At 45.4% G+C, this 17,263-nt stretch carries 22 protein-coding genes; 16 read left to right on the top strand and 6 right to left on the bottom strand.

What is annotated here, in order from left to right; translation table 11 throughout:
* Positions 1–9: 9 nt before the first annotated feature.
* The gene (locus SEDOR53_RS0107630) at positions 10–1,059 is read left to right on the top strand and encodes a PmoA family protein (protein ID WP_051416546.1); all 1,050 of its coding nucleotides are present in this window, start codon (positions 10–12) and stop codon (positions 1,057–1,059) included.
* 42 nt (positions 1,060–1,101) lie between these two features.
* Entirely contained in the window at positions 1,102–1,572 is a 471-nt protein-coding gene (locus SEDOR53_RS0107635) for a YcxB family protein (RefSeq protein ID WP_026769192.1), read from the top strand.
* 7 nt (positions 1,573–1,579) lie between these two features.
* Here the strand turns inward: SEDOR53_RS0107635 and SEDOR53_RS0107640 are convergent, their stop codons facing one another.
* Complete coding sequence (locus tag SEDOR53_RS0107640) at positions 1,580–2,008, bottom strand: GNAT family N-acetyltransferase (protein WP_026769193.1); 429 nt, start codon at positions 2,006–2,008, stop codon at positions 1,580–1,582.
* A gap of 143 nt (positions 2,009–2,151) precedes the next feature.
* Between SEDOR53_RS0107640 and SEDOR53_RS0107645 the strand changes: the two genes are divergently transcribed.
* The 3 genes from SEDOR53_RS0107645 (at position 2,152) to rnc (ending at position 4,450) form a co-directional block, all read left to right on the top strand.
* Entirely contained in the window at positions 2,152–2,388 is a 237-nt protein-coding gene (locus SEDOR53_RS0107645) for an acyl carrier protein (protein WP_026751146.1), read from the top strand.
* 93 nt (positions 2,389–2,481) lie between these two features.
* On the top strand, positions 2,482–3,735 hold the full coding sequence (gene fabF, locus SEDOR53_RS0107650) for a beta-ketoacyl-ACP synthase II (protein WP_026769194.1): 1,254 nt from the start codon (positions 2,482–2,484) through the stop codon (positions 3,733–3,735).
* A gap of 4 nt (positions 3,736–3,739) precedes the next feature.
* Positions 3,740–4,450, top strand: a complete 711-nt coding sequence (gene rnc / locus SEDOR53_RS0107655; protein ID WP_026769195.1) for a ribonuclease III — start codon at positions 3,740–3,742, stop codon at positions 4,448–4,450.
* Between the two features lie 74 nt (positions 4,451–4,524).
* Here the strand turns inward: rnc and mce are convergent, their stop codons facing one another.
* On the bottom strand, positions 4,525–4,929 hold the full coding sequence (gene mce, locus SEDOR53_RS0107660) for a methylmalonyl-CoA epimerase (protein ID WP_026769196.1): 405 nt from the start codon (positions 4,927–4,929) through the stop codon (positions 4,525–4,527).
* Between the two features lie 101 nt (positions 4,930–5,030).
* Here mce and SEDOR53_RS0107665 point away from each other — a divergent pair, with 101 nt between their 5' ends.
* The 4 genes from SEDOR53_RS0107665 (at position 5,031) to SEDOR53_RS0107680 (ending at position 8,081) form a co-directional block, all read left to right on the top strand.
* A complete protein-coding gene (locus tag SEDOR53_RS0107665; RefSeq protein ID WP_026769197.1) occupies positions 5,031–6,248 on the top strand; it encodes an IscS subfamily cysteine desulfurase in 1,218 nt (405 codons plus the stop codon).
* A 50-nt stretch (positions 6,249–6,298) separates the two neighbouring features.
* Entirely contained in the window at positions 6,299–6,712 is a 414-nt protein-coding gene (gene iscU / locus SEDOR53_RS0107670; RefSeq protein ID WP_026769198.1) for a Fe-S cluster assembly scaffold IscU, read from the top strand.
* A gap of 54 nt (positions 6,713–6,766) precedes the next feature.
* The gene (locus SEDOR53_RS0107675) at positions 6,767–7,117 is read left to right on the top strand and encodes an iron-sulfur cluster assembly accessory protein (protein ID WP_026769199.1); all 351 of its coding nucleotides are present in this window, start codon (positions 6,767–6,769) and stop codon (positions 7,115–7,117) included.
* Positions 7,118–7,349: 232 nt separating this feature from the next.
* On the top strand, positions 7,350–8,081 hold the full coding sequence (locus tag SEDOR53_RS0107680) for a hypothetical protein (RefSeq protein ID WP_026769200.1): 732 nt from the start codon (positions 7,350–7,352) through the stop codon (positions 8,079–8,081).
* A 28-nt stretch (positions 8,082–8,109) separates the two neighbouring features.
* Here the strand turns inward: SEDOR53_RS0107680 and SEDOR53_RS0107685 are convergent, their stop codons facing one another.
* From SEDOR53_RS0107685 to SEDOR53_RS0107700, 4 genes are read right to left on the bottom strand one after another with little or no spacing between them, the layout of a single operon-like run.
* Positions 8,110–8,769, bottom strand: coding sequence for a response regulator transcription factor (locus tag SEDOR53_RS0107685; protein WP_026769201.1), 660 nt, complete (start codon positions 8,767–8,769; stop codon positions 8,110–8,112).
* Positions 8,762–9,541 carry a sensor histidine kinase gene (locus tag SEDOR53_RS0107690; RefSeq protein ID WP_026769202.1) on the bottom strand — a complete coding sequence of 260 codons (780 nt, stop codon included), beginning with the start codon at positions 9,539–9,541 and terminating at the stop codon, positions 8,762–8,764. Before SEDOR53_RS0107690 ends, SEDOR53_RS0107685 begins: the two co-directional genes overlap by 8 nt.
* Complete coding sequence (locus SEDOR53_RS0107695; RefSeq protein WP_026769203.1) at positions 9,511–10,197, bottom strand: hypothetical protein; 687 nt, start codon at positions 10,195–10,197, stop codon at positions 9,511–9,513. The genes SEDOR53_RS0107690 and SEDOR53_RS0107695 overlap by 31 nt, the downstream gene beginning before the upstream one ends.
* Before the next feature lie 40 nt (positions 10,198–10,237).
* Positions 10,238–11,080, bottom strand: a complete 843-nt coding sequence (locus SEDOR53_RS0107700; protein WP_157576731.1) for a hypothetical protein — start codon at positions 11,078–11,080, stop codon at positions 10,238–10,240.
* A 293-nt stretch (positions 11,081–11,373) separates the two neighbouring features.
* Between SEDOR53_RS0107700 and SEDOR53_RS0107710 the strand changes: the two genes are divergently transcribed.
* The 7 genes from SEDOR53_RS0107710 to gldG all read left to right on the top strand — a co-directional run bounded on the left by SEDOR53_RS0107710 (position 11,374) and on the right by gldG (position 17,259).
* Positions 11,374–11,649, top strand: coding sequence for a response regulator transcription factor (locus SEDOR53_RS0107710; RefSeq protein WP_026769206.1), 276 nt, complete (start codon positions 11,374–11,376; stop codon positions 11,647–11,649).
* A 130-nt stretch (positions 11,650–11,779) separates the two neighbouring features.
* Positions 11,780–12,004, top strand: coding sequence for a helix-turn-helix transcriptional regulator (locus SEDOR53_RS0107715; protein WP_026769207.1), 225 nt, complete (start codon positions 11,780–11,782; stop codon positions 12,002–12,004).
* A gap of 181 nt (positions 12,005–12,185) precedes the next feature.
* A complete protein-coding gene (locus tag SEDOR53_RS0107720; protein WP_198018844.1) occupies positions 12,186–12,938 on the top strand; it encodes an outer membrane beta-barrel protein in 753 nt (250 codons plus the stop codon).
* A 38-nt stretch (positions 12,939–12,976) separates the two neighbouring features.
* On the top strand, positions 12,977–14,650 hold the full coding sequence (locus SEDOR53_RS0107725; protein WP_026769209.1) for a carboxypeptidase-like regulatory domain-containing protein: 1,674 nt from the start codon (positions 12,977–12,979) through the stop codon (positions 14,648–14,650).
* Positions 14,651–14,765: 115 nt separating this feature from the next.
* Positions 14,766–15,488, top strand: a complete 723-nt coding sequence (gene gldF, locus SEDOR53_RS0107730; protein WP_026769210.1) for a gliding motility-associated ABC transporter permease subunit GldF — start codon at positions 14,766–14,768, stop codon at positions 15,486–15,488.
* Positions 15,489–15,497: 9 nt separating this feature from the next.
* The gene (locus SEDOR53_RS19050; RefSeq protein WP_157576733.1) at positions 15,498–15,662 is read left to right on the top strand and encodes a hypothetical protein; all 165 of its coding nucleotides are present in this window, start codon (positions 15,498–15,500) and stop codon (positions 15,660–15,662) included.
* A complete protein-coding gene (gldG, locus tag SEDOR53_RS0107735) occupies positions 15,655–17,259 on the top strand; it encodes a gliding motility-associated ABC transporter substrate-binding protein GldG (protein WP_026769211.1) in 1,605 nt (534 codons plus the stop codon). Before SEDOR53_RS19050 ends, gldG begins: the two co-directional genes overlap by 8 nt.
* Positions 17,260–17,263 lie beyond the last annotated feature (4 nt).

Here is a 17,263-nt window from a genome sequence, read left to right on the forward strand (position 1 = left end):
TACTTAGTTATGTTCAAGACCCATTCATACAAATGTTTGCTGGCAGGTGTTCTTTCATGGAGCCTGCTGCAGTCCACTGCACAGTCACGCCAGGCCATGATAACGGTACAACCCGATGCAGCGCAACGCAAAGTGGTGATCACGGCCGACGGAAAACCCTTTACCAGTTTCGTGTATACAGATACCATTGAGAAACCGGTATTGTATCCTATTTATGCAGGGAACGGACAAACAATCACCCGTGGATTTCCCTGGAAGCCGGAACCACATGATCCTACAGATCACCCGCATCACCTGGGATTGTGGTTTAACTATGAGCGGGTGAACGGACTTGATTTTTGGAACAATTCATTTGCTATTGCTGCCGAAAAGAAAGTGCATTATGGATGGATCAAAACGAATGAAGTGGTGAGTACGGAAAGTGGTAAGCAGGGAAAGCTGGTGTATACCGCCCGCTGGGTAAACCAGCAGCAGGATGTATTGCTGAATGAGAAAACCACCTATCTGTTCAGCCAGGAGAATAATGAGCGTATCATTGACCGCATCACGGAACTGACAGCCGTGCAGGACGTGGCTTTCCCCGACAGCAAGGACGGGTTGCTGGGTTTGCGGGTGGCGCATGAACTGGAACTGCCCATCACACAAACCAAAGAATACAAAGACGCGCAGGGGAATATTACCAAAGTGGCTGCTACAAAAGATGCGACAGTAACAGGTAACTATCTTACATCGGCAGGAAAAGAAGGCGATGCCGCCTGGGCCACAAGGGGCGAGTGGTGCATGTTGTACGGCAAGAAAGGTAATGATACCATCAGCATTGTGATCATGGATCATCCGGGAAATCCCGGCTATCCTACTTACTGGCATGCACGTAATTATGGGTTGTTTGCGGCCAATCCATTGGGACAAAAAGTATTTTCAGAAGGGAAAGAAAACCTCAATTTCCGTTTAAGGAAGGGGCAGTCCGCCACTTTCCGTTATCGTATAGTGATTGCTGCCGGCGATAAGCGGCTGAGTAGTATACGGATCAATCAACTGAAGAAAAATTTTACGAAATAGAACGGAAGTTAATTTCGCTATTTTTGCGCCTCAATCCAAGGCATGCAATACAGTTTCTCTTACGATAAAAGAAAGGTCATACAGGCTTTACGCTACCATTTTGCACAGAAACAGGATTTGAGGATATTGATTGTACTGGTCAATGTATTTGCGATTGTATCCGGCATTCTTTTCTATACCAAAAAGATCAGGCCCGAGCCCTTTTTGCTGGGTTCATTGATCTGGCTGGTGTTGATGGCTTCGTTCTGGTATTTTTTACCCAATACCATTTATAAGCGCTCCGCCACTTTCAAAGAATCGTTCATCATCGATTTCCGGGACACAGATATCAGGCTGGAAAGCGAGCACGGCTATGTGCTCTGGAAGTGGACCCAATTCAGCAAATTTTTCGAAAGTCCCCATTTCTTTCACCTCTATTTCGATGCCCGCTCTTTTTTCCTGATCCCCAAAGACAATATGGGAGATGAGATGAGGCATGAGCTGCGGGGATTACTCAAGAGTAAGTTAGGGTAGGAAATTTTTACAGTGCCTTATGCATCTCAAAATGGGGGATAGTGACTTCCTGGAATTCTTCCCCATGGATCTTATAGCCCAGTTTTTCGTAGAAACCAACGGCTGTTTTACGGGCGTGCATGGTGAGGCGATGGTACCCCCTGTCGCGGGCTATGTTTTCGGCAAAACTCATCAAAACCCGGCCAATGCCCTTGCCTTGTAGAACGGAGCTGACGGCCATCTGGCGTAAACGGACGGTTTTGGGGGCCGTTTGCGTTAAAATACAACAGGCTTCCAGCTTATCTTCCTCGAAACAGCCGATGAGGATGTCGTTTTTCTCCCTTTCCAGCTCTTCTTTGGTAAAATCCAGTCCCAACGGCTTGCGCAACAGGTGGTAACGCAGGTCGACCATCTGGTGGTATTCCGTGCTGTTATGGTCTATGAGTTTTAACGGCATAGCAATAGTTAGCTTTACAAGATAGTGATCATTTTGCGAAAAACATACCCCAAAACCCAGGGGGTGTGAAAACAAAAATGCGTTAAAACATTGCTTATTTGACAAAAAGTATATTTTTGCGGCTGTAACAAAAACTTTTTACAATGTCAGACATCGCAACAAGAGTTAAGAAAATCATCGTTGATAAATTAGGGGTAGACGAGGCGGAGGTTACCAATGAGGCGTCTTTCACTAACGACCTCGGTGCAGATTCTTTGGATACCGTTGAGTTGATTATGGAATTCGAGAAGGAATTTAACATCTCCATCCCCGATGAGCAGGCTGAAACCATTACCACTGTTGGTCAGGCTGTTGCTTACCTCGAAGAACACGCTAAGTAAGATCTACACTATTTTGGAATAATTAAAATCCGCCTTTCTGCGGCGCTCTAAGGCCAGGAAAGGCGGATTCTCACTTAATAAATAGGTTTGTCCATGCAATTAAAACGAGTAGTTGTTACGGGAATCGGTACATTAACGCCGGTAGGCAATAATCTCAACGATTATTGGAACGGATTGATCAATGGAGTATCCGGCGCAGCTAACATTACTTTGTTTGATGCATCTAAGTTCAAAACCCGTTTTGCCTGTGAGATCAAGGGCTTTGATCCTACCCAGTTCATGGACAGGAAAGAAGCGCGCAAGCTGGACCGCTTTGCCCAATTGGCATTGGTGGCCAGTGATATGGCTGTTGCAGATGCCGGTATCAGTAAAGAGAATGTAGACCCCGACAGGGTGGGTGTGATTTTTGCCAGTGGCATTGGCGGTCTCACCACTTTCCAGGAGGAAGTGATAGGCTTTGCAAAAGGCGATGGAACACCCCGTTTCAACCCTTTCTTCATTCCTAAAATGATATTGGATATTGCCGCAGGCCAGATTTCCATGCGCCATGGATTCCGTGGTCCCAATTTCGCTGTGGTAAGTGCCTGTGCATCAAGCACCAATGGCATTATTTCGGCGGTGGATAACATACGCCTGGGCAAGGCTGATATCGTACTCGCCGGTGGATCGGAAGCAGTGATCAGCGAAGCCGGTGTAGGCGGTTTCAATGCTATGAAAGCCATGAGCGAACGCAACGACGATCCCGCCACAGCCAGCCGTCCTTACGACAAAGACCGTGACGGTTTTGTAATGGGAGAAGCTGCCGGCGTACTGGTACTGGAAGAATATGAGCATGCGGTAAAACGCGGCGCGCATATCTATTGCGAAATAGCAGGTGGCGGCGCTACTGCCGATGCTTACCACCTCACAGCCCCACATCCGGAAGGACTGGGCGCAAGGAATGTGATGATTGCTGCCTTGAAAGATGCAGGCATGCAAGCCCATGAGATCGACTACATCAATACACATGGAACCTCTACACCACTGGGTGATGGCGCAGAAGTGAAAGCCATCCGGGAAGTTTTCGGAGACCATGCTTATGAACTCAATATCAGTTCTACCAAATCCATGACCGGGCACTGCCTGGGCGCTGCGGGCGTTATCGAAGCCATTGCCTGCATACAAAGCGTGGTACACGATATGATACCTCCTACCATCAACCACTTTACCGATGATCCGGACCTGGATCCGAGGCTGAATTTTACATTCAACAAAGCGCAAAAGCGCGTAGTGAATGTGGCATTGAGCAATACTTTCGGATTTGGCGGACATAATGCCTGCGTGATTGTGAAAAAATTCGTAGCTTAAGGTTGTGCAATTTTTCAAAGCATTATTTGGCAAATCGGGCGATGCTTCTTTTGAAAAACAACTGAGAAATGTTTTGGGGATGAAGCCGGGCAATCTGTTGCTGTATAGAACAGCGCTGAGCCATCGTTCGGTAAAAGAAACGCCCGATGAAAACAACGAAAGGCTTGAATACCTCGGCGATGCCGTATTGAGCGCGATAGTGGCCGATTACCTCTTCAAGCGTTATCCTTACAAAGGCGAAGGCTTTCTCACCGAGATGCGCAGCAAAATGGTGAACCGCCAGCAACTGAACGATATCGCCCTCAAAATGGGATTGCGCAAACTCACTTTTTACAATAAGTTCGACAGCTCGCTCAAAGGCAGCCAGATATTTGGCAATACGCTGGAAGCATTGGTAGGCGCGGTTTACCTCGACAAAGGGTATGACCGGACCCACCACTGGGTACTCAAGCACATTGTCATCGCCCACATGTTTGTAGACGACCTGGAACAGGTAGACATCAACCTCAAAAACAAACTCATCGGCTGGGCCAGTAAAAACAGCCGAACCCTTTCTTTCGACCTCGCCGATGAAAAAATGGAAGGCAACCGGCGCCTGTTCACCATGAACGTAGTGCTCGATGGTGAAATACTGGCACAGGGAAAAGGATATAATAAAAAAGATGCAAGTCAGGCTGCCGCGCAAGTAGCATTGGAAAAGTTGGGACTTTCCTAATGCGCACGTCATCCCGAGCGCAGCCGAGGAATCTCACGAAGCTTTCAGCAGCTCCTTCGACTCGCTTCGCTCGCTCAGGAAGACGTTTCCTGGCAGAGTTCAATTAACACTCCATTCGTATCTTTTGGATGCACAAAACAAACTAATTTATTGTCCGCACCTTTTTTTGGAACGGGATTCAGCAGGGTAAAGCCTGCATCAGACAACCGTTTCATTTCAGCCTCAATATCAGCCACTTCAAAAGCGATATGGTGCATGCCCTCTCCTTTTTTTTCTATGAAACGGGCAATAATGCCATCCGGACTGGTGCTTTCCAACAATTCAATCTTGGTTTCGCCTTTTTGAAAAAAAGCGGTGTTCACCTGTTCCGATGCAACATTTTCCACCTTATAACAGGGGGTATTGAGCAACTGCTCGAAAAGGGGAATTGCTGTGCCGAACTGCTTCACTGCCAGGCCAATATGTTCTATTTTAAGCATAGGGTTCCTTTAAATGTAGTACCTTTACGATATGGGGAAAAACCGTATACCACGCTGATCCCCGCCAAATTTATAGAACCTATTCCACTATTTTTGCACCCATGTTAAAGCTACCGATTTACCTGGATAACAATGCCACCACTCCCATGGACCCGCGCGTGCTGGAAGCCATGATGCCTTTTTTTACCGATCATTTCGGCAATGCCGCCAGCCGCAACCACCCTTTCGGATGGGAAGCGGAAGAGGCTGTTGATTATGCCCGCGAACAGGTAGCCAAACTAATCGGCGCCGACCCCAAAGAAATCATTTTTACATCAGGCGCTACGGAAGGAGATAACCTGGGTATCAAAGGGGTGTTTGAAATGTATGCGAGCAAGGGTAACCATGTGATCACTTGTACTACCGAACACAAAGCGGTACTGGATACCTGTAAACATATTGAACGTTCAGGAGGCGAAGTGACTTACCTGAATGTGAATGCAGAAGGTTTGATAGATCTGAAAGAACTCGAAGCAGCCATCAAACCTACTACCATCCTCATTGCTATCATGTATGCCAATAATGAGATTGGTGTGATACAACCGGTAAAAGAGATCAGCGCTATAGCCCGCAGGCATGGTGTTTTGTTTTTCAGCGACGGAACACAAGCCGTTGGAAAAATTCCGGTTGATGTGAATAAAGACGGCATTGACATCATGGCTTTCTCTGCACATAAAATGTATGGTCCCAAAGGTGTAGGCGCTTTGTATGTACGCCGTAAAAACCCGCGTGTGAAAGTAACCGCACAGATGGACGGCGGCGGACACGAGCGTGGCATGCGCAGTGGTACACTCAATGTTCCCGGCATCGTTGGTTTTGGTAAAGCATGCGAACTGGCCCGCCTGGAAATGGCCGAGGAATCGGTACGACTGGCAGCGCTTCGCGATAAACTGGAAAAAGCATTGATGGCGCTGGAAGAAGCTTATGTGAACGGAAGCCGCGAGCACCGCTTACCCCATGTGGCGAATATCTCTTTCAAATATGTGGAAGGAGAAGGGCTGATGATGGGCTTCAATAAAAGCATCGCGCTTTCATCCGGTTCGGCCTGTACTTCGGCTTCACTGGAACCCAGCTATGTGCTGAAAGCATTAGGGTTGGGCGATGACCTTGCACACAGTTCTCTGCGTTTCGGATTGGGGCGCTTCACTACTGAAGAGCAAATTGATTATACCATCAAGGCGGTGAGTGAGACGGTGCTCAAATTGCGCGAGATGAGTCCGCTCTGGGAAATGTTCAAAGAAGGAGTGGATATGGATAAAATAGAATGGGCACATCATTAATCAATGGCTCGGTTTTGAATTGTAAATTTTGATTTTTTAATAATAATAACATGGCATATTCAGAAAAAGTAATCGATCACTACAGCAATCCTAAGAACGTAGGCACTTTAGACAAAGCTAAAAAGAACGTAGGTACCGGACTCGTTGGAGCTCCCGAGTGCGGAGACGTGATGCGTTTACAGATTGAAGTGGATGAAGCCGGTATGATCACCGACGCCAAATTCAAAACATTTGGTTGCGGCTCTGCTATCGCATCTTCTTCACTGGCCACCGAATGGCTGAAAGGCAAATCAGTTGACCAGGCTGTGCAGATAGATAACATGGACCTCGTAGAAGAACTGAACCTGCCACCGGTAAAGATCCACTGTTCTGTACTGGCAGAAGACGCCATCAAAGCGGCAGTGAACGATTACCGCAAGAAAAATGGATTGGAAGAATTGGTGTTTGAAGAAAAGATCCATTGATAGTAATTGCGCAATTGCTCAATACGCAATGGCTCGATTTTAAATTTTGATTTTATGGTAGCAACAGATAATGGCATATACGTAACAGAGAAAGCGAAGCAGAAAGTGCTGCAGCTGATGCAGGAAGCAGGTGTGGAAGGAAATGCTGATTATTTCCTGCGTGTAGGTGTGGTAGGAGGTGGGTGCTCCGGGTTGAGCTACAAGCTGGATTTCGACAACGAGGTTAAACCCGGCGACCAGGTTTTTGAAGACAATGGCGTGAAGATCGTTACCGATCTCAAAAGCTTTTTATACCTCGTGAATACAGAACTAGATTTTTCCGACGGACTGAACGGAAAAGGCTTCTTCTTCAACAACCCGAATGCCAGCCGCAGTTGCGCGTGTGGAGAGAGTTTTGCGGTATAACCTGAACCCACATAAATAGTTGAAGGCCGGAATGTATAGTGCATTCCGGCTTTTTTTTCGGCATTGTATCGTGAATAACAGGTAATTGGAGCGCATTTGCTTCGGGTCAAACCCACATCAAGCCCACAGTATTCCCACACCAGTCCACTTTTAATGTGGTTTATTGTATTTAATGATCGTTTTAATGTATATTTAAGCATAATCAATACCGGATCAACTCAAAATCAATCAGATGGCAAGGGTAACCAATAATGGCGTAGCAGGGATGATTGGCAACGTTGTATTTTATAGTGTTGATGGGAAACAATATGCCAGGGCCAGGCCCCGGAAACAATCAAAATCCACCCGGAAAAGAAAACAAACCCCGGCGAATGACCTTTTCGGAATGGTATCGGCTTGTGGTTCTTCGCTGATCTCTTTTTTGGCAGAGCGGCTGTTGTTCTCCCCAAAATTGTATGGGTGGAATGCACTCCGGGGATGGATGAGGAATTGTTATGCGCGTAATCATGGAGCACAATACTGGCCTTTGTCGGTAGTAGAAAGTGGTCACTGCCAGATCAATAAAGCCGTTGATCTAAGGGACAGGTTCAGAGTACCCGTTGAAGTAACAGACAGGGGAAATGGTAAAGTGGAAATCGAAATAGGCAGCGTCAATCCGGCGAAAGACATCAGTGCTCCATCCGCTACCTGGGCTGTGAATATCAAGTTCATGCTATTCGCCACCGCATTTGGAACCACGCGGTCAATGGTAAAAGAAGCAGTTACCGAATACCTATTGCCATACGAGAACAAAATACATCCGGCCAAAAAATTTGTCCTTGACAGTGGGGCTTCAGCGGAAGAAGTGGCAATTGTAGTGATAGCGCTTGAATACAAAATGAAAGACGCCATTTTGATGAATGAATACAACCGGATTCCCCGGCACTTGCCTGCTGCTGCCATTGCCATGGGGAGATTAAGGTGAATGGATCACGGAAACATCTCTTCTTGCTTCACAATAGCACCATACCGTTTTTTATTGCATACATGACCAGGCCGACCCGAGTAGTTACGTTTAACTTTTTGAATAAAGCTTCTCTATAGCCATCCACAGTTCGCTCACTTACAAACATTTCAGATGCAATGGCTGCATAGCTTTTTTCACTGCAGGCCAGCTGCAGGAATTCTGTTTCCCTGGGTGTTAGTTTAAACAACTGGCTGGCATGACTGTCCCTGTCGGCAAACAGATGTATGGAGCTTACGATTTTCTTAGACACCAGATCATTGTAAAAGAAGCCCTTGGCGATCAGCTCTGAGAAAGCTAGTTTAAGTTCATCAGTATCGGCGTCTTTAAGAATATAGCCTTTGGCACCGGCTTTGATCATCTTGATAATTGCAGTATCAGAGTCCATGGTACTCAAGGCCAGAATCCTTGTCTCCGGGTAATTTTCAACGATCCACTGTGCTGTTGCATAGCCATCCATTTCGGGCATTGCAATATCCAGTAGCACCAGGTCCGGCGCCTTGCCTGCCCCTACTTGTTCAATGAAGTCCTTTCCATTTTCAGCCTGCATGACCACCTGGTAATTGGGCATCAGCCCGATGAGCATGGACAGACCATTCCTGAAAAGGCTGTGATCGTCTACAATCGCTATCGTAATAATGTTACTCATAAGGAATGTTAAGTTGTATAGTGGTACCCTTGCCTATGGCGGAACCAATGATCGCTTCACCTCCGATCATGACTGTCCTTTTAGTAATGTTTTGCAGGCCAAGGCCATTCCGGGTATTGTTAACGGCATCAAAACCTTTACCATTATCGGTGATCTGAATCTGAAGTTGCTGTTGATCAAAAAGAATCGCAATGATTGCCTGGCTTGCCCCCGAATGCTTTAATATATTATTCAGTATTTCCTGCACTGTCCGGAAGACGACCAGCCGCCTGGCGGCTCCCAATACCGGCGTTTCGCCTGTTACTTCTAATGTACAAACCAAAAATCTTGTTTTGTTAATACGCTCCGTTTCCTGCCTGATCGCCTGGACCAGGTCCATCTGGCTAACCCGGTCACTACTCAGACTTTTGGCGATATCGCGTAAATCCGTCATGGCCCGCCCGATACTTTCCTTCGCCATAGCAAGGACACCCTTGGGGTCACTTAGACTGGACTCCGCAATATTAAGCTGCACCTTGGCCAGACTTAATATCTGACCCACATTATCATGAATTTCCTGACTGATGGCTTCAAAGGTCTGCTCCTGTATTTCCAGTTGCGACTGCAAAATGGCAGCCTCGTGTTCTTTCTGGATTTCAAAAATACTTTGTTGGTACTGGAATTTTTTCTTCTGGTACCTGACTATCAGAAATGCGCCGACAGCAATCAGCAGTATGAACATCGCCATTACGGTGATGATGACTAACGGTATTTCATTAAGCGGATCTGGCATAAATAAGCATAGGTAAATGTTGCATACATTAGATCGTTGAGTACACTCATCAGTATCCTCAGGCTACCGAACCCCAGTTCCCTTGCTGAAAGTTTATTCCTGATGATAAAATTAAAGGCGCCGAAATACGGGATCTGGCAGGTATAAAAAACCAATAACGCTGATACGATCCAAAACACAGGCCGCCGTTGCAGTTGGTGTGCATTTTCATCCTCAATTAACTGGTACAAATACGCCACCGACAGGATCACTGTCAGCAAACTGGCTGCGATGATGTTGTAACTGTTCCAGACAAAATTCCCTTTTTTGAAAAAATCCGTAATAAGAATATTCGATGCAAACCAAAAAAGTGCGTACCCAACTATGAATACCGGAATCCATTTGCGGATGCGCGTTATTGTAATAATGGCATAAAAAAAATAAAGGTGCCATACGGTTTCTATCAACACAAAGACATTCAGTATTTTCCAGTTGTTGCCAAGGTAAAAGCCGGCCAGGTATGCCCACAACTCCGAAATAAATGTTAAGGTGTTTAACCACGCGAAGCTTTTTAAGTAGCGGGGCGATGGGGTTGTGTAACTGATCGCCAGCATGCTGATACTGCTTAACAGCAGTATCAGCAGGTATGCATCGGCAAAGGGGTTTCGAAAAGGCATTGTCCCAACAAAATAGCCAGATTTTCTTCATGAATTTGTTTTATTTTTTTCTTGATCCCGCCCCCCCATTACAAAAGTCCGGGCAAGGCAGGCCGGTATCTGTATCACCGATAATCCTCTTGGTATTATAGCATTTAACGAAATCTATGGGCTTGTTTTTGCAGTCATAGAATATGAAATGTATCAGAAGTTGATTGCCAACAGGCTTTAAGCCATCAGGTCCGGTAATCTTCTCATCTGGTTCATAGGCAACAAACCTCACACCCACTCCATGTACGATCCCTTTCAAACAGCCCGTTTCAAGAGTGTCATAAAGTTGCTTTATATTATCCTTTGAATAAAACAGAGAAATGGTTTCCTGGCGACCATTTGCTGTCATTGCAACATCGGATTCTGACTTTTTTTTGAATTCGTCCCGAAAGTTTGCCAAAATATCTCCTGTGTCCTTCAACGGATTAAGTCTTGCTTCATTCAACCCGTATTCAATTTTTTGATAAGCCCCCGGCTGATCTGAATATAAACCCTGGCCAGAGAGGTCAAGCATTGTTGGAACGAAAACCAAACTCAGTTCACACGATTTATTGGCTTCTTGGGCGAAATAGATCCGGAGCCCAGACGCATTATTATCGACTGCCTTTTTGAAGATCTCCTTCAAGTCACCATAGTTGAGTGGAAATTCCTGGGGAAAATTACTCATCAGGAATTTTCTTTTGATGTTTCTGAAATTCGCTTCCCGTCCAGATGAGCGGACATTATCGTTTATTATCATTCTGGGCATTTGCAGACCAGAACAATTACAATTACAAGTACTTGGTGGTTGTGCCGATAGGGCGTTTATGCATAATAGAAAAGGCAAACTGAAAAGTAGTTTTTTAAGTTTCATCTTTAAAGGTTTTAGGTGGTTAAAAATATGTAATGCAATGATTGGAAAAATCGCGTAACAATACAAGCCCGGTTATTCACTGTTTTATCCCGGGAAAAACCCCGGGGTAAAAAAAGGGCAAAAGTGCCCGTTGAATGGATGTTATGCAGCAAGTAGGTTTGTGCCATTATCAAAACGCATTGTATAAGGCTTCGCTTTATAGAACTGAACTCGCCAAAATCAGGACAATCCAGTAAGTAGGGGAGAGTATAGAGCCTTAATGTTAATATTTTATAACCACAAACCCTGCATTAATGGAATCGTTTACGCAACAAACTGAAATAATATGTAAAAATGGTGTTATGCTGAACGGGTGTTCATTAACCCCTAAAGAATCAGAGGTATTGGCATTGCTTTCGGAAGGTGCATTAAATAAGGAGATCGCTTCCTTTCTGGGAATTTCTCTTGAAACAGTAAAAAAACATAATGCCAATATTTTCAGAAAAATAAATGTACGTAACAGAGCAGAGGCTGTTGGTTATGTTCGTTATAAAAAAACAGAATCTGCAAATAGCCCGTTGGTGGAATGAACAATCGTTACAAATGGTACCCTTAAGTGCTATTGGTTGGTTTTAGTTTGTTTCCCATTTTTACATAGTCATTATCCGGTATCCTTCTCCCCCTCTAAAAGTTTCATTATGAATGTAAAAAACATCATGCATGGTGCACCTGAACAAACTAACCCACAGGGAGCAGGAGATCATTCAGATACTCATAAGGGGTAAGCTGGATAAGGAAATAGCAGATGAACTGGATATCTCCCTCGATACGGTAAAGAAACACAACAAAAGCATTTACAAAAAGCTCAACGTCAGAAACCGCTCCGAAGTGATCGCATTGATCAACACACTCGATGTGAACGATTTTTTTTTCGAGCGAGCGTAAGAAAAAGAAAAGCTAAGTAAATATTGAACGATGATTTTAAACAACTCCCAAAAGGAGAAGGCACTGTATTGCTAAAACCCAACCGCATATGCTTATTCAAAAAAGAAACAACTGTCTGCCAAGAGGCCCCTGCAGCCATACCTGCCAGCAGTTAACCGATTCTTCATCCAAATTCATTTACATGAAACATTTTCAACGACTCCTTTTTCTTCTGATATTACTGGCAAGCACCATGCAGGCAGCACTGGCGCAGCAGGGCAGAAGAATGGACTCTTCTCAAACGAGGTGGCGATTGGGAGTTGTAAATGGATCGTCTTTCAACTGGTTTACAGATGAACAACCCCATTCCGGTTTTGCCATTGCCTACAACGCCCATTTCCTGGTGGATTATTTTATCGGGAAGCGCTGGTTTATACGGGCAACGGCCGGTTACACCGGTTATGGCGGACAACTGACCACTTTTAAAGATGATACCCGTTACGGCTTTGATCCGATGTTTACTTTCAAGAACGTAAAACAAAGCCAGTATATCATCCACAGTATTGATAGCTGGCTAAGCCTCAATTATGAGATCCCATCTGCACAGCAGTGGAAATGCAACCTGGGCGTTGGCGTAGGGATGGCCAACAATGTTGGTGAATACGAACAATACACCAAAACCGGCGAATTCGTTCAGGGTATCTATGGTTCCGTATTCGGTAACCAGTATACCGACCTGTTCGAACCCAACTGGTACCATGCCAATGCCACTGCTGAAATCCTGCTTCCGTCGAAAAAAATCAACTGGCTGATCCAGGGATCCTATATCGTAGGATTGACAGGCGTAAGGAAAAGTTATTCCTATATCGAGTACCCGGGAGTAACGGGCAGCATCCGCACCGATGCTTTCCAGCTCAAACTAGGTATATCGAAACGCCTTAAACACAAAAAATAAACAAACAAGCAAACCCTTTACTCATTCAAACTCATTTTATGAAAAAAGACTTCATTTACTCGTTGCCCCGCATCACGGGCCTCATGCTCATTGCATGTATGCTCTTTGCAGTGGGCTGTAAGAAAGACACTTTCAACGAAAAAGACGCTCTGCAGTCGCAGAAAGACCTGCTGGCCTATAAGTACGGGCTGGAAACGCAACTGGAACAATTGAGACAGCAAGGCGCTTCAGCGTTGGCACAGTTGCAATATAATTTTGCCGTACAACAGGATGCAGCGAAGCAGCGTTTGGCCGACAGCCTCAGCAGGTTATATCAAAGGTACCTCGACAGTCTTACTAAAGCGAACAGCCGATATACCGACAGTGTAAGCAGGGTCAATGCCAACAAGCGCAACATATCGGTTACAGTTACCGATGTGGTTACCAACCAGCCCGTTGCAGGTGCAACCGTAACCATTCCAACCCTGGTAGGGTCTGTATTACAGGTGAGCACTGATGCTAATGGTATTGCCGTTTTCCCCGCCAACGGAAATATCAATGTTCCCAACCCCGCCTCAGCCATTGTTACAAAAACAGGTTATGCCAGTGGCTCTCTCTCTTACGGCATATTGGGATCGGGTTCTGTAATCGGTACAGCTACTATCCAAATATGGAACCAATCCAATGCCCGTAATACTATTAAGGGAACGGTATCTATCCAGACAAATTTCATTAATCCAACCCCTGAATTTGCATCTGGTAAGCTGATCAATGTCTACTCATGGGTTAATGTCAATGGAAATACACAGCGATTCGACTGGTCATCATTAACCGATGCCAATGGTAATTACGCCATCAGTGTACCTGATTTGCCCAACGGCGGGGTTTTCAGCTATTCTATGAGCAAATTCGATAGTACGGCAACCCTGGCGATCAATGGATTTTTACCCGGAATAGACAGTATACCTTCTGTACAAAAAGTACCGGCCACTTTCTATTTGGGATCTCAATTGGGACTTAGCTCATTGCCCAGAGGGGTTAATGGAACTTTTGTTCCTCCTGTTGTTGCGCGTTATCATGCGGTTACTCCCTTAGATAGTAATGGTAGGGCTTATTATTTTAAAGGACTTTCCTTTAATGCGGTAGGCCCAACTCCTACTAACCCATCAAATGGTATTTTTGTTGCTCCCAATTTTAGTGTTTCCAATGCAAGATCCGTAGATGCAAATGGCAATTTCAGTGCTTTTATTGGTGCTAAATTTGCAGGAACCAGCAATTCCAATACAGACAGTTTGCAAGCCACGTTTGTAGATATTTTGGGGAATAGCGATAATTATTGGAATAGGACTCCGTCACTTTATTTCTTTGTTTCAAGTGGCCCCAACAAGAGTTTTACCATCCAACCCAATGGGCCAGCTGGGCCAAACACGCAGCAAAATACTACTTCTCAGTCTTTCTCTGCAACAACCAATTATTTTTTGATTACTAAACGGACTGGCGGACAAGCTGCTACCAATTATTATGATCCTGCCGGATGGGGTATTGTAAACTTATTTCCTTCAGGGAATATTAATACTATAGTGAATAATACCGCGCTGAAACAGTTTAGTTCTGTTAATTCATTTAGCTATAGTCCTAATGGTTCCATTACTACCATTTCGGTTATGGGAGGACAAACTGTTATTCAAGACCTGACTTTTGGTACTGGGCAACTGAACCAGGTTGTTCGTTAAACCTTTTCGTAGTATTTATTCTCATTGTGCAGTTTCCGCGGGGCCTTTTGGCCCTGCGGTTTTTTATGGGATATATACTCATCATAAATCAGCCATTTGCATTAGTTTTGACGCTATGTGGATGATCTGCAAAAAAGAATGGCAGCAGTTTTTCAGCAGTCTTACGGGATATATTGCACTGGCAGTGTTCCTCCTGATCAATGGGTTGTTGCTCTTTGTTTTTCCCGATAGCAATATCCTGGACTTTGGCTATGCTTCGTTGGGCAGTTTCTTCAGTCTGGCGCCCTGGGTGCTTCTATTTCTGGTGCCTACAGTTACCATGCGCAGCCTGGCCGATGAATACAAGCAGGGTACATTTGAACTCCTCAGCACCCTTCCATTGAAACCTTCACAGATTGTATGGGGCAAATTTTTTGGTGCATTGCTGATTGTGGTCTGCGCGTTGGTGCCCACCATCATCTATGCATTATCTGTGCAGCAATTGAGCATCACCGGAGGAATAGATATCGGTGCAACAACCGGTAGTTATATCGGATTGATTTTTCTTGGTGCCGTATTTACAGCGGTAGGAATATGCGCCAGCAGCTTTACGCAAAATACGGTAGTGGCATTCATCGCAGGTGCCTTTGTTTGTTTCCTGTTGTACAATGGTTTCGACGCCATCAGCAAATTACCTGTATTCAATGCGGGCGCTGATTATTACATTGAAATGCTGGGCATCAATTTTCATTACCGGAGCATCAGCAGGGGCGTGATAGACCTGCGTGACCTGGTGTATTTCATCAGCATCATTGTTTTTTTCCTTTTCATCACCCAAAGAAACCTCGTGAGGCGTTAACCATCAACGATGAAGCAATCAGCAGCAAATAAATACTGGTGGATAGCACTGACAGCTATTTTTGTAGCGGTTGTTTATCTCTCTTCTTTCATTCATGAACGGATAGACCTCACTGCTGAAAAAAGATACAGCCTTTCACCCCGCCACTACCCGTTTGTTAAAAGATATGAATGAAGTAGTGCAGGTGCAGGTATTCCTTACAGGTGACCTGCCATCCGACTATAAAAAACTGAGCCTCGCTACCAAAGAACTACTGGAAGAATTCAACAGCCTCTCCGCCAACCAGATTCGCTTCAGTTTTGAAAAACCGGGCGAAGGCATTCGAAATGATACGGTGAAGATGGCCCTGTACGATAGCCTGGCCCACTTAGGTGTGGTATTTGAGAACAATGAATCTGTTTCTGCACGCAATGAACAATCTACCAACAGGCTCATCATCCCTTCAGCACTGGTTACTTTGGGTCATCACAAACCCATCGCCATTGACCTGCGCAGCAGCCGCAGGATATACAAGCAATACAATGTGATCACCGACCAGCCGCAGGAAGATGTGGAAGCTACGCGCAATGCGGCGGAAGCCTTGCTTGAATATAAATTTGCTAATGCCATTGACAAGCTCACCCGCAAATACGTACCTACAGTAGTTTATGCAGTAGGCAACGGAGAACCCATTGACATGAAAGTGAATGATCTCGGTGAGAGTTTGCGCAACGATTACAAGCTGGCCATCTTTGACCTCAAAAAAGGTTTTCCCGATGCTTCCCAGATAGATGCACTGATGATCGTGAAACCTACGGAAACATTCTCTGATGAAGACAAACTGAAACTCGATCAGTATGTAATGAATGGCGGCAAGGTCATTTGGTTCATAGATAAACTTCATGCGGAGCTCGACAGCCTCATGCGCAGCAGAGCCGAGTACACCGCTTATGACCGGGGGCTTAACCTGGATGATCTCCTGTTCAAATATGGCGTTCGCATCAATGGAGATTTGTTGCAGGACCTGAACTGTTCCAAGATACCCCTTGTAACAGGAACGAATGCCGACGGCTCTCCCCGTATGCAACGCATCCCCTGGCCTTACTATCCTTTTTTATCGGCACACAGCGATAATCCGATTTCGAAGAATATCGACAGGGTACTGCCTTTGTTTCCGTCGAGCATTGACACGGTGAAAGCGGTTGGTATCAGTAAAACCATTTTACTGGCATCAGATACGAACAGCCGGCGGCTGGCTTCACCTGCCATTGTAAGTATCAATAGCGTGAAGAATAACGAGGATTTCATGAGCTTCAACCAGAGCTATGTGCCCGTAGCAGTGTTGCTGGAAGGGAAGTTCCATTCCTTTTTCGCAAACAAAGCCGGTATCGGTTTGTCAGACTCGGTGCAGCGCGCCAGCGGCAGGGCTTTTCTTTCCAGTGCCGCGAAAGAAAGCAAGCAGATCGTTGTATCCGATGCAGATATCGTTACCAATATGGTGAGTAATACCATGGGGCCCCTGCCAATGGGTGAATTGCCCCTGGAAAATTACCGCTTTGCCAACCGGGAATTCTTCCTCAACTGCATCGATTACCTGGTAAGCCACAACCAGCTTTTTGAGAGCAGGAACAAAGACCTGGTGCTGCGGTTGCTCGACAAACGCAAAGTAGAAGAACAACGAAACACCTGGCAGTTCCTGAACATTGTATTGCCCATTGCGCTGGTAGTACTGGTGGGTCTTCTATATCAATGGAGACGGAAAAAGAAATACGGTACTATCTTTACATCCTAAGCAT

The organism is Asinibacterium sp. OR53 (assembly GCF_000515315.1).
GTDB lineage: Bacteria > Bacteroidota > Bacteroidia > Chitinophagales > Chitinophagaceae > Sediminibacterium.

Excerpts from the sequence above, each read along its gene's own strand:
- SEDOR53_RS0107630 (WP_051416546.1), top strand. The coding sequence starts at position 10 with ATGTTCAAGACCCATTCATACAAATGTTTGCTGGCAGGTGTTCTTTCA.
- SEDOR53_RS0107635 (WP_026769192.1), top strand. The coding sequence starts at position 1,102 with ATGCAATACAGTTTCTCTTACGATAAAAGAAAGGTCATACAGGCTTTA.
- SEDOR53_RS0107640 (WP_026769193.1), bottom strand. The coding sequence starts at position 2,008 with ATGCCGTTAAAACTCATAGACCATAACAGCACGGAATACCACCAGATG.
- SEDOR53_RS0107645 (WP_026751146.1), top strand. The coding sequence starts at position 2,152 with ATGTCAGACATCGCAACAAGAGTTAAGAAAATCATCGTTGATAAATTA.
- fabF (WP_026769194.1), top strand. The coding sequence starts at position 2,482 with ATGCAATTAAAACGAGTAGTTGTTACGGGAATCGGTACATTAACGCCG.
- mce (WP_026769196.1), bottom strand. The coding sequence starts at position 4,929 with ATGCTTAAAATAGAACATATTGGCCTGGCAGTGAAGCAGTTCGGCACA.
- SEDOR53_RS0107665 (WP_026769197.1), top strand. The coding sequence starts at position 5,031 with ATGTTAAAGCTACCGATTTACCTGGATAACAATGCCACCACTCCCATG.
- iscU (WP_026769198.1), top strand. The coding sequence starts at position 6,299 with ATGGCATATTCAGAAAAAGTAATCGATCACTACAGCAATCCTAAGAAC.
- SEDOR53_RS0107675 (WP_026769199.1), top strand. The coding sequence starts at position 6,767 with ATGGTAGCAACAGATAATGGCATATACGTAACAGAGAAAGCGAAGCAG.
- SEDOR53_RS0107680 (WP_026769200.1), top strand. The coding sequence starts at position 7,350 with ATGGCAAGGGTAACCAATAATGGCGTAGCAGGGATGATTGGCAACGTT.
- SEDOR53_RS0107685 (WP_026769201.1), bottom strand. The coding sequence starts at position 8,769 with ATGAGTAACATTATTACGATAGCGATTGTAGACGATCACAGCCTTTTC.
- SEDOR53_RS0107690 (WP_026769202.1), bottom strand. The coding sequence starts at position 9,541 with ATGCCAGATCCGCTTAATGAAATACCGTTAGTCATCATCACCGTAATG.
- SEDOR53_RS0107695 (WP_026769203.1), bottom strand. The coding sequence starts at position 10,197 with ATGCCTTTTCGAAACCCCTTTGCCGATGCATACCTGCTGATACTGCTG.
- SEDOR53_RS0107700 (WP_157576731.1), bottom strand. The coding sequence starts at position 11,080 with ATGAAACTTAAAAAACTACTTTTCAGTTTGCCTTTTCTATTATGCATA.
- SEDOR53_RS0107710 (WP_026769206.1), top strand. The coding sequence starts at position 11,374 with ATGGAATCGTTTACGCAACAAACTGAAATAATATGTAAAAATGGTGTT.
- SEDOR53_RS0107715 (WP_026769207.1), top strand. The coding sequence starts at position 11,780 with ATGGTGCACCTGAACAAACTAACCCACAGGGAGCAGGAGATCATTCAG.
- SEDOR53_RS0107720 (WP_198018844.1), top strand. The coding sequence starts at position 12,186 with ATGAAACATTTTCAACGACTCCTTTTTCTTCTGATATTACTGGCAAGC.
- SEDOR53_RS0107725 (WP_026769209.1), top strand. The coding sequence starts at position 12,977 with ATGAAAAAAGACTTCATTTACTCGTTGCCCCGCATCACGGGCCTCATG.
- gldF (WP_026769210.1), top strand. The coding sequence starts at position 14,766 with ATGTGGATGATCTGCAAAAAAGAATGGCAGCAGTTTTTCAGCAGTCTT.
- SEDOR53_RS19050 (WP_157576733.1), top strand. The coding sequence starts at position 15,498 with ATGAAGCAATCAGCAGCAAATAAATACTGGTGGATAGCACTGACAGCT.
- gldG (WP_026769211.1), top strand. The coding sequence starts at position 15,655 with ATGAATGAAGTAGTGCAGGTGCAGGTATTCCTTACAGGTGACCTGCCA.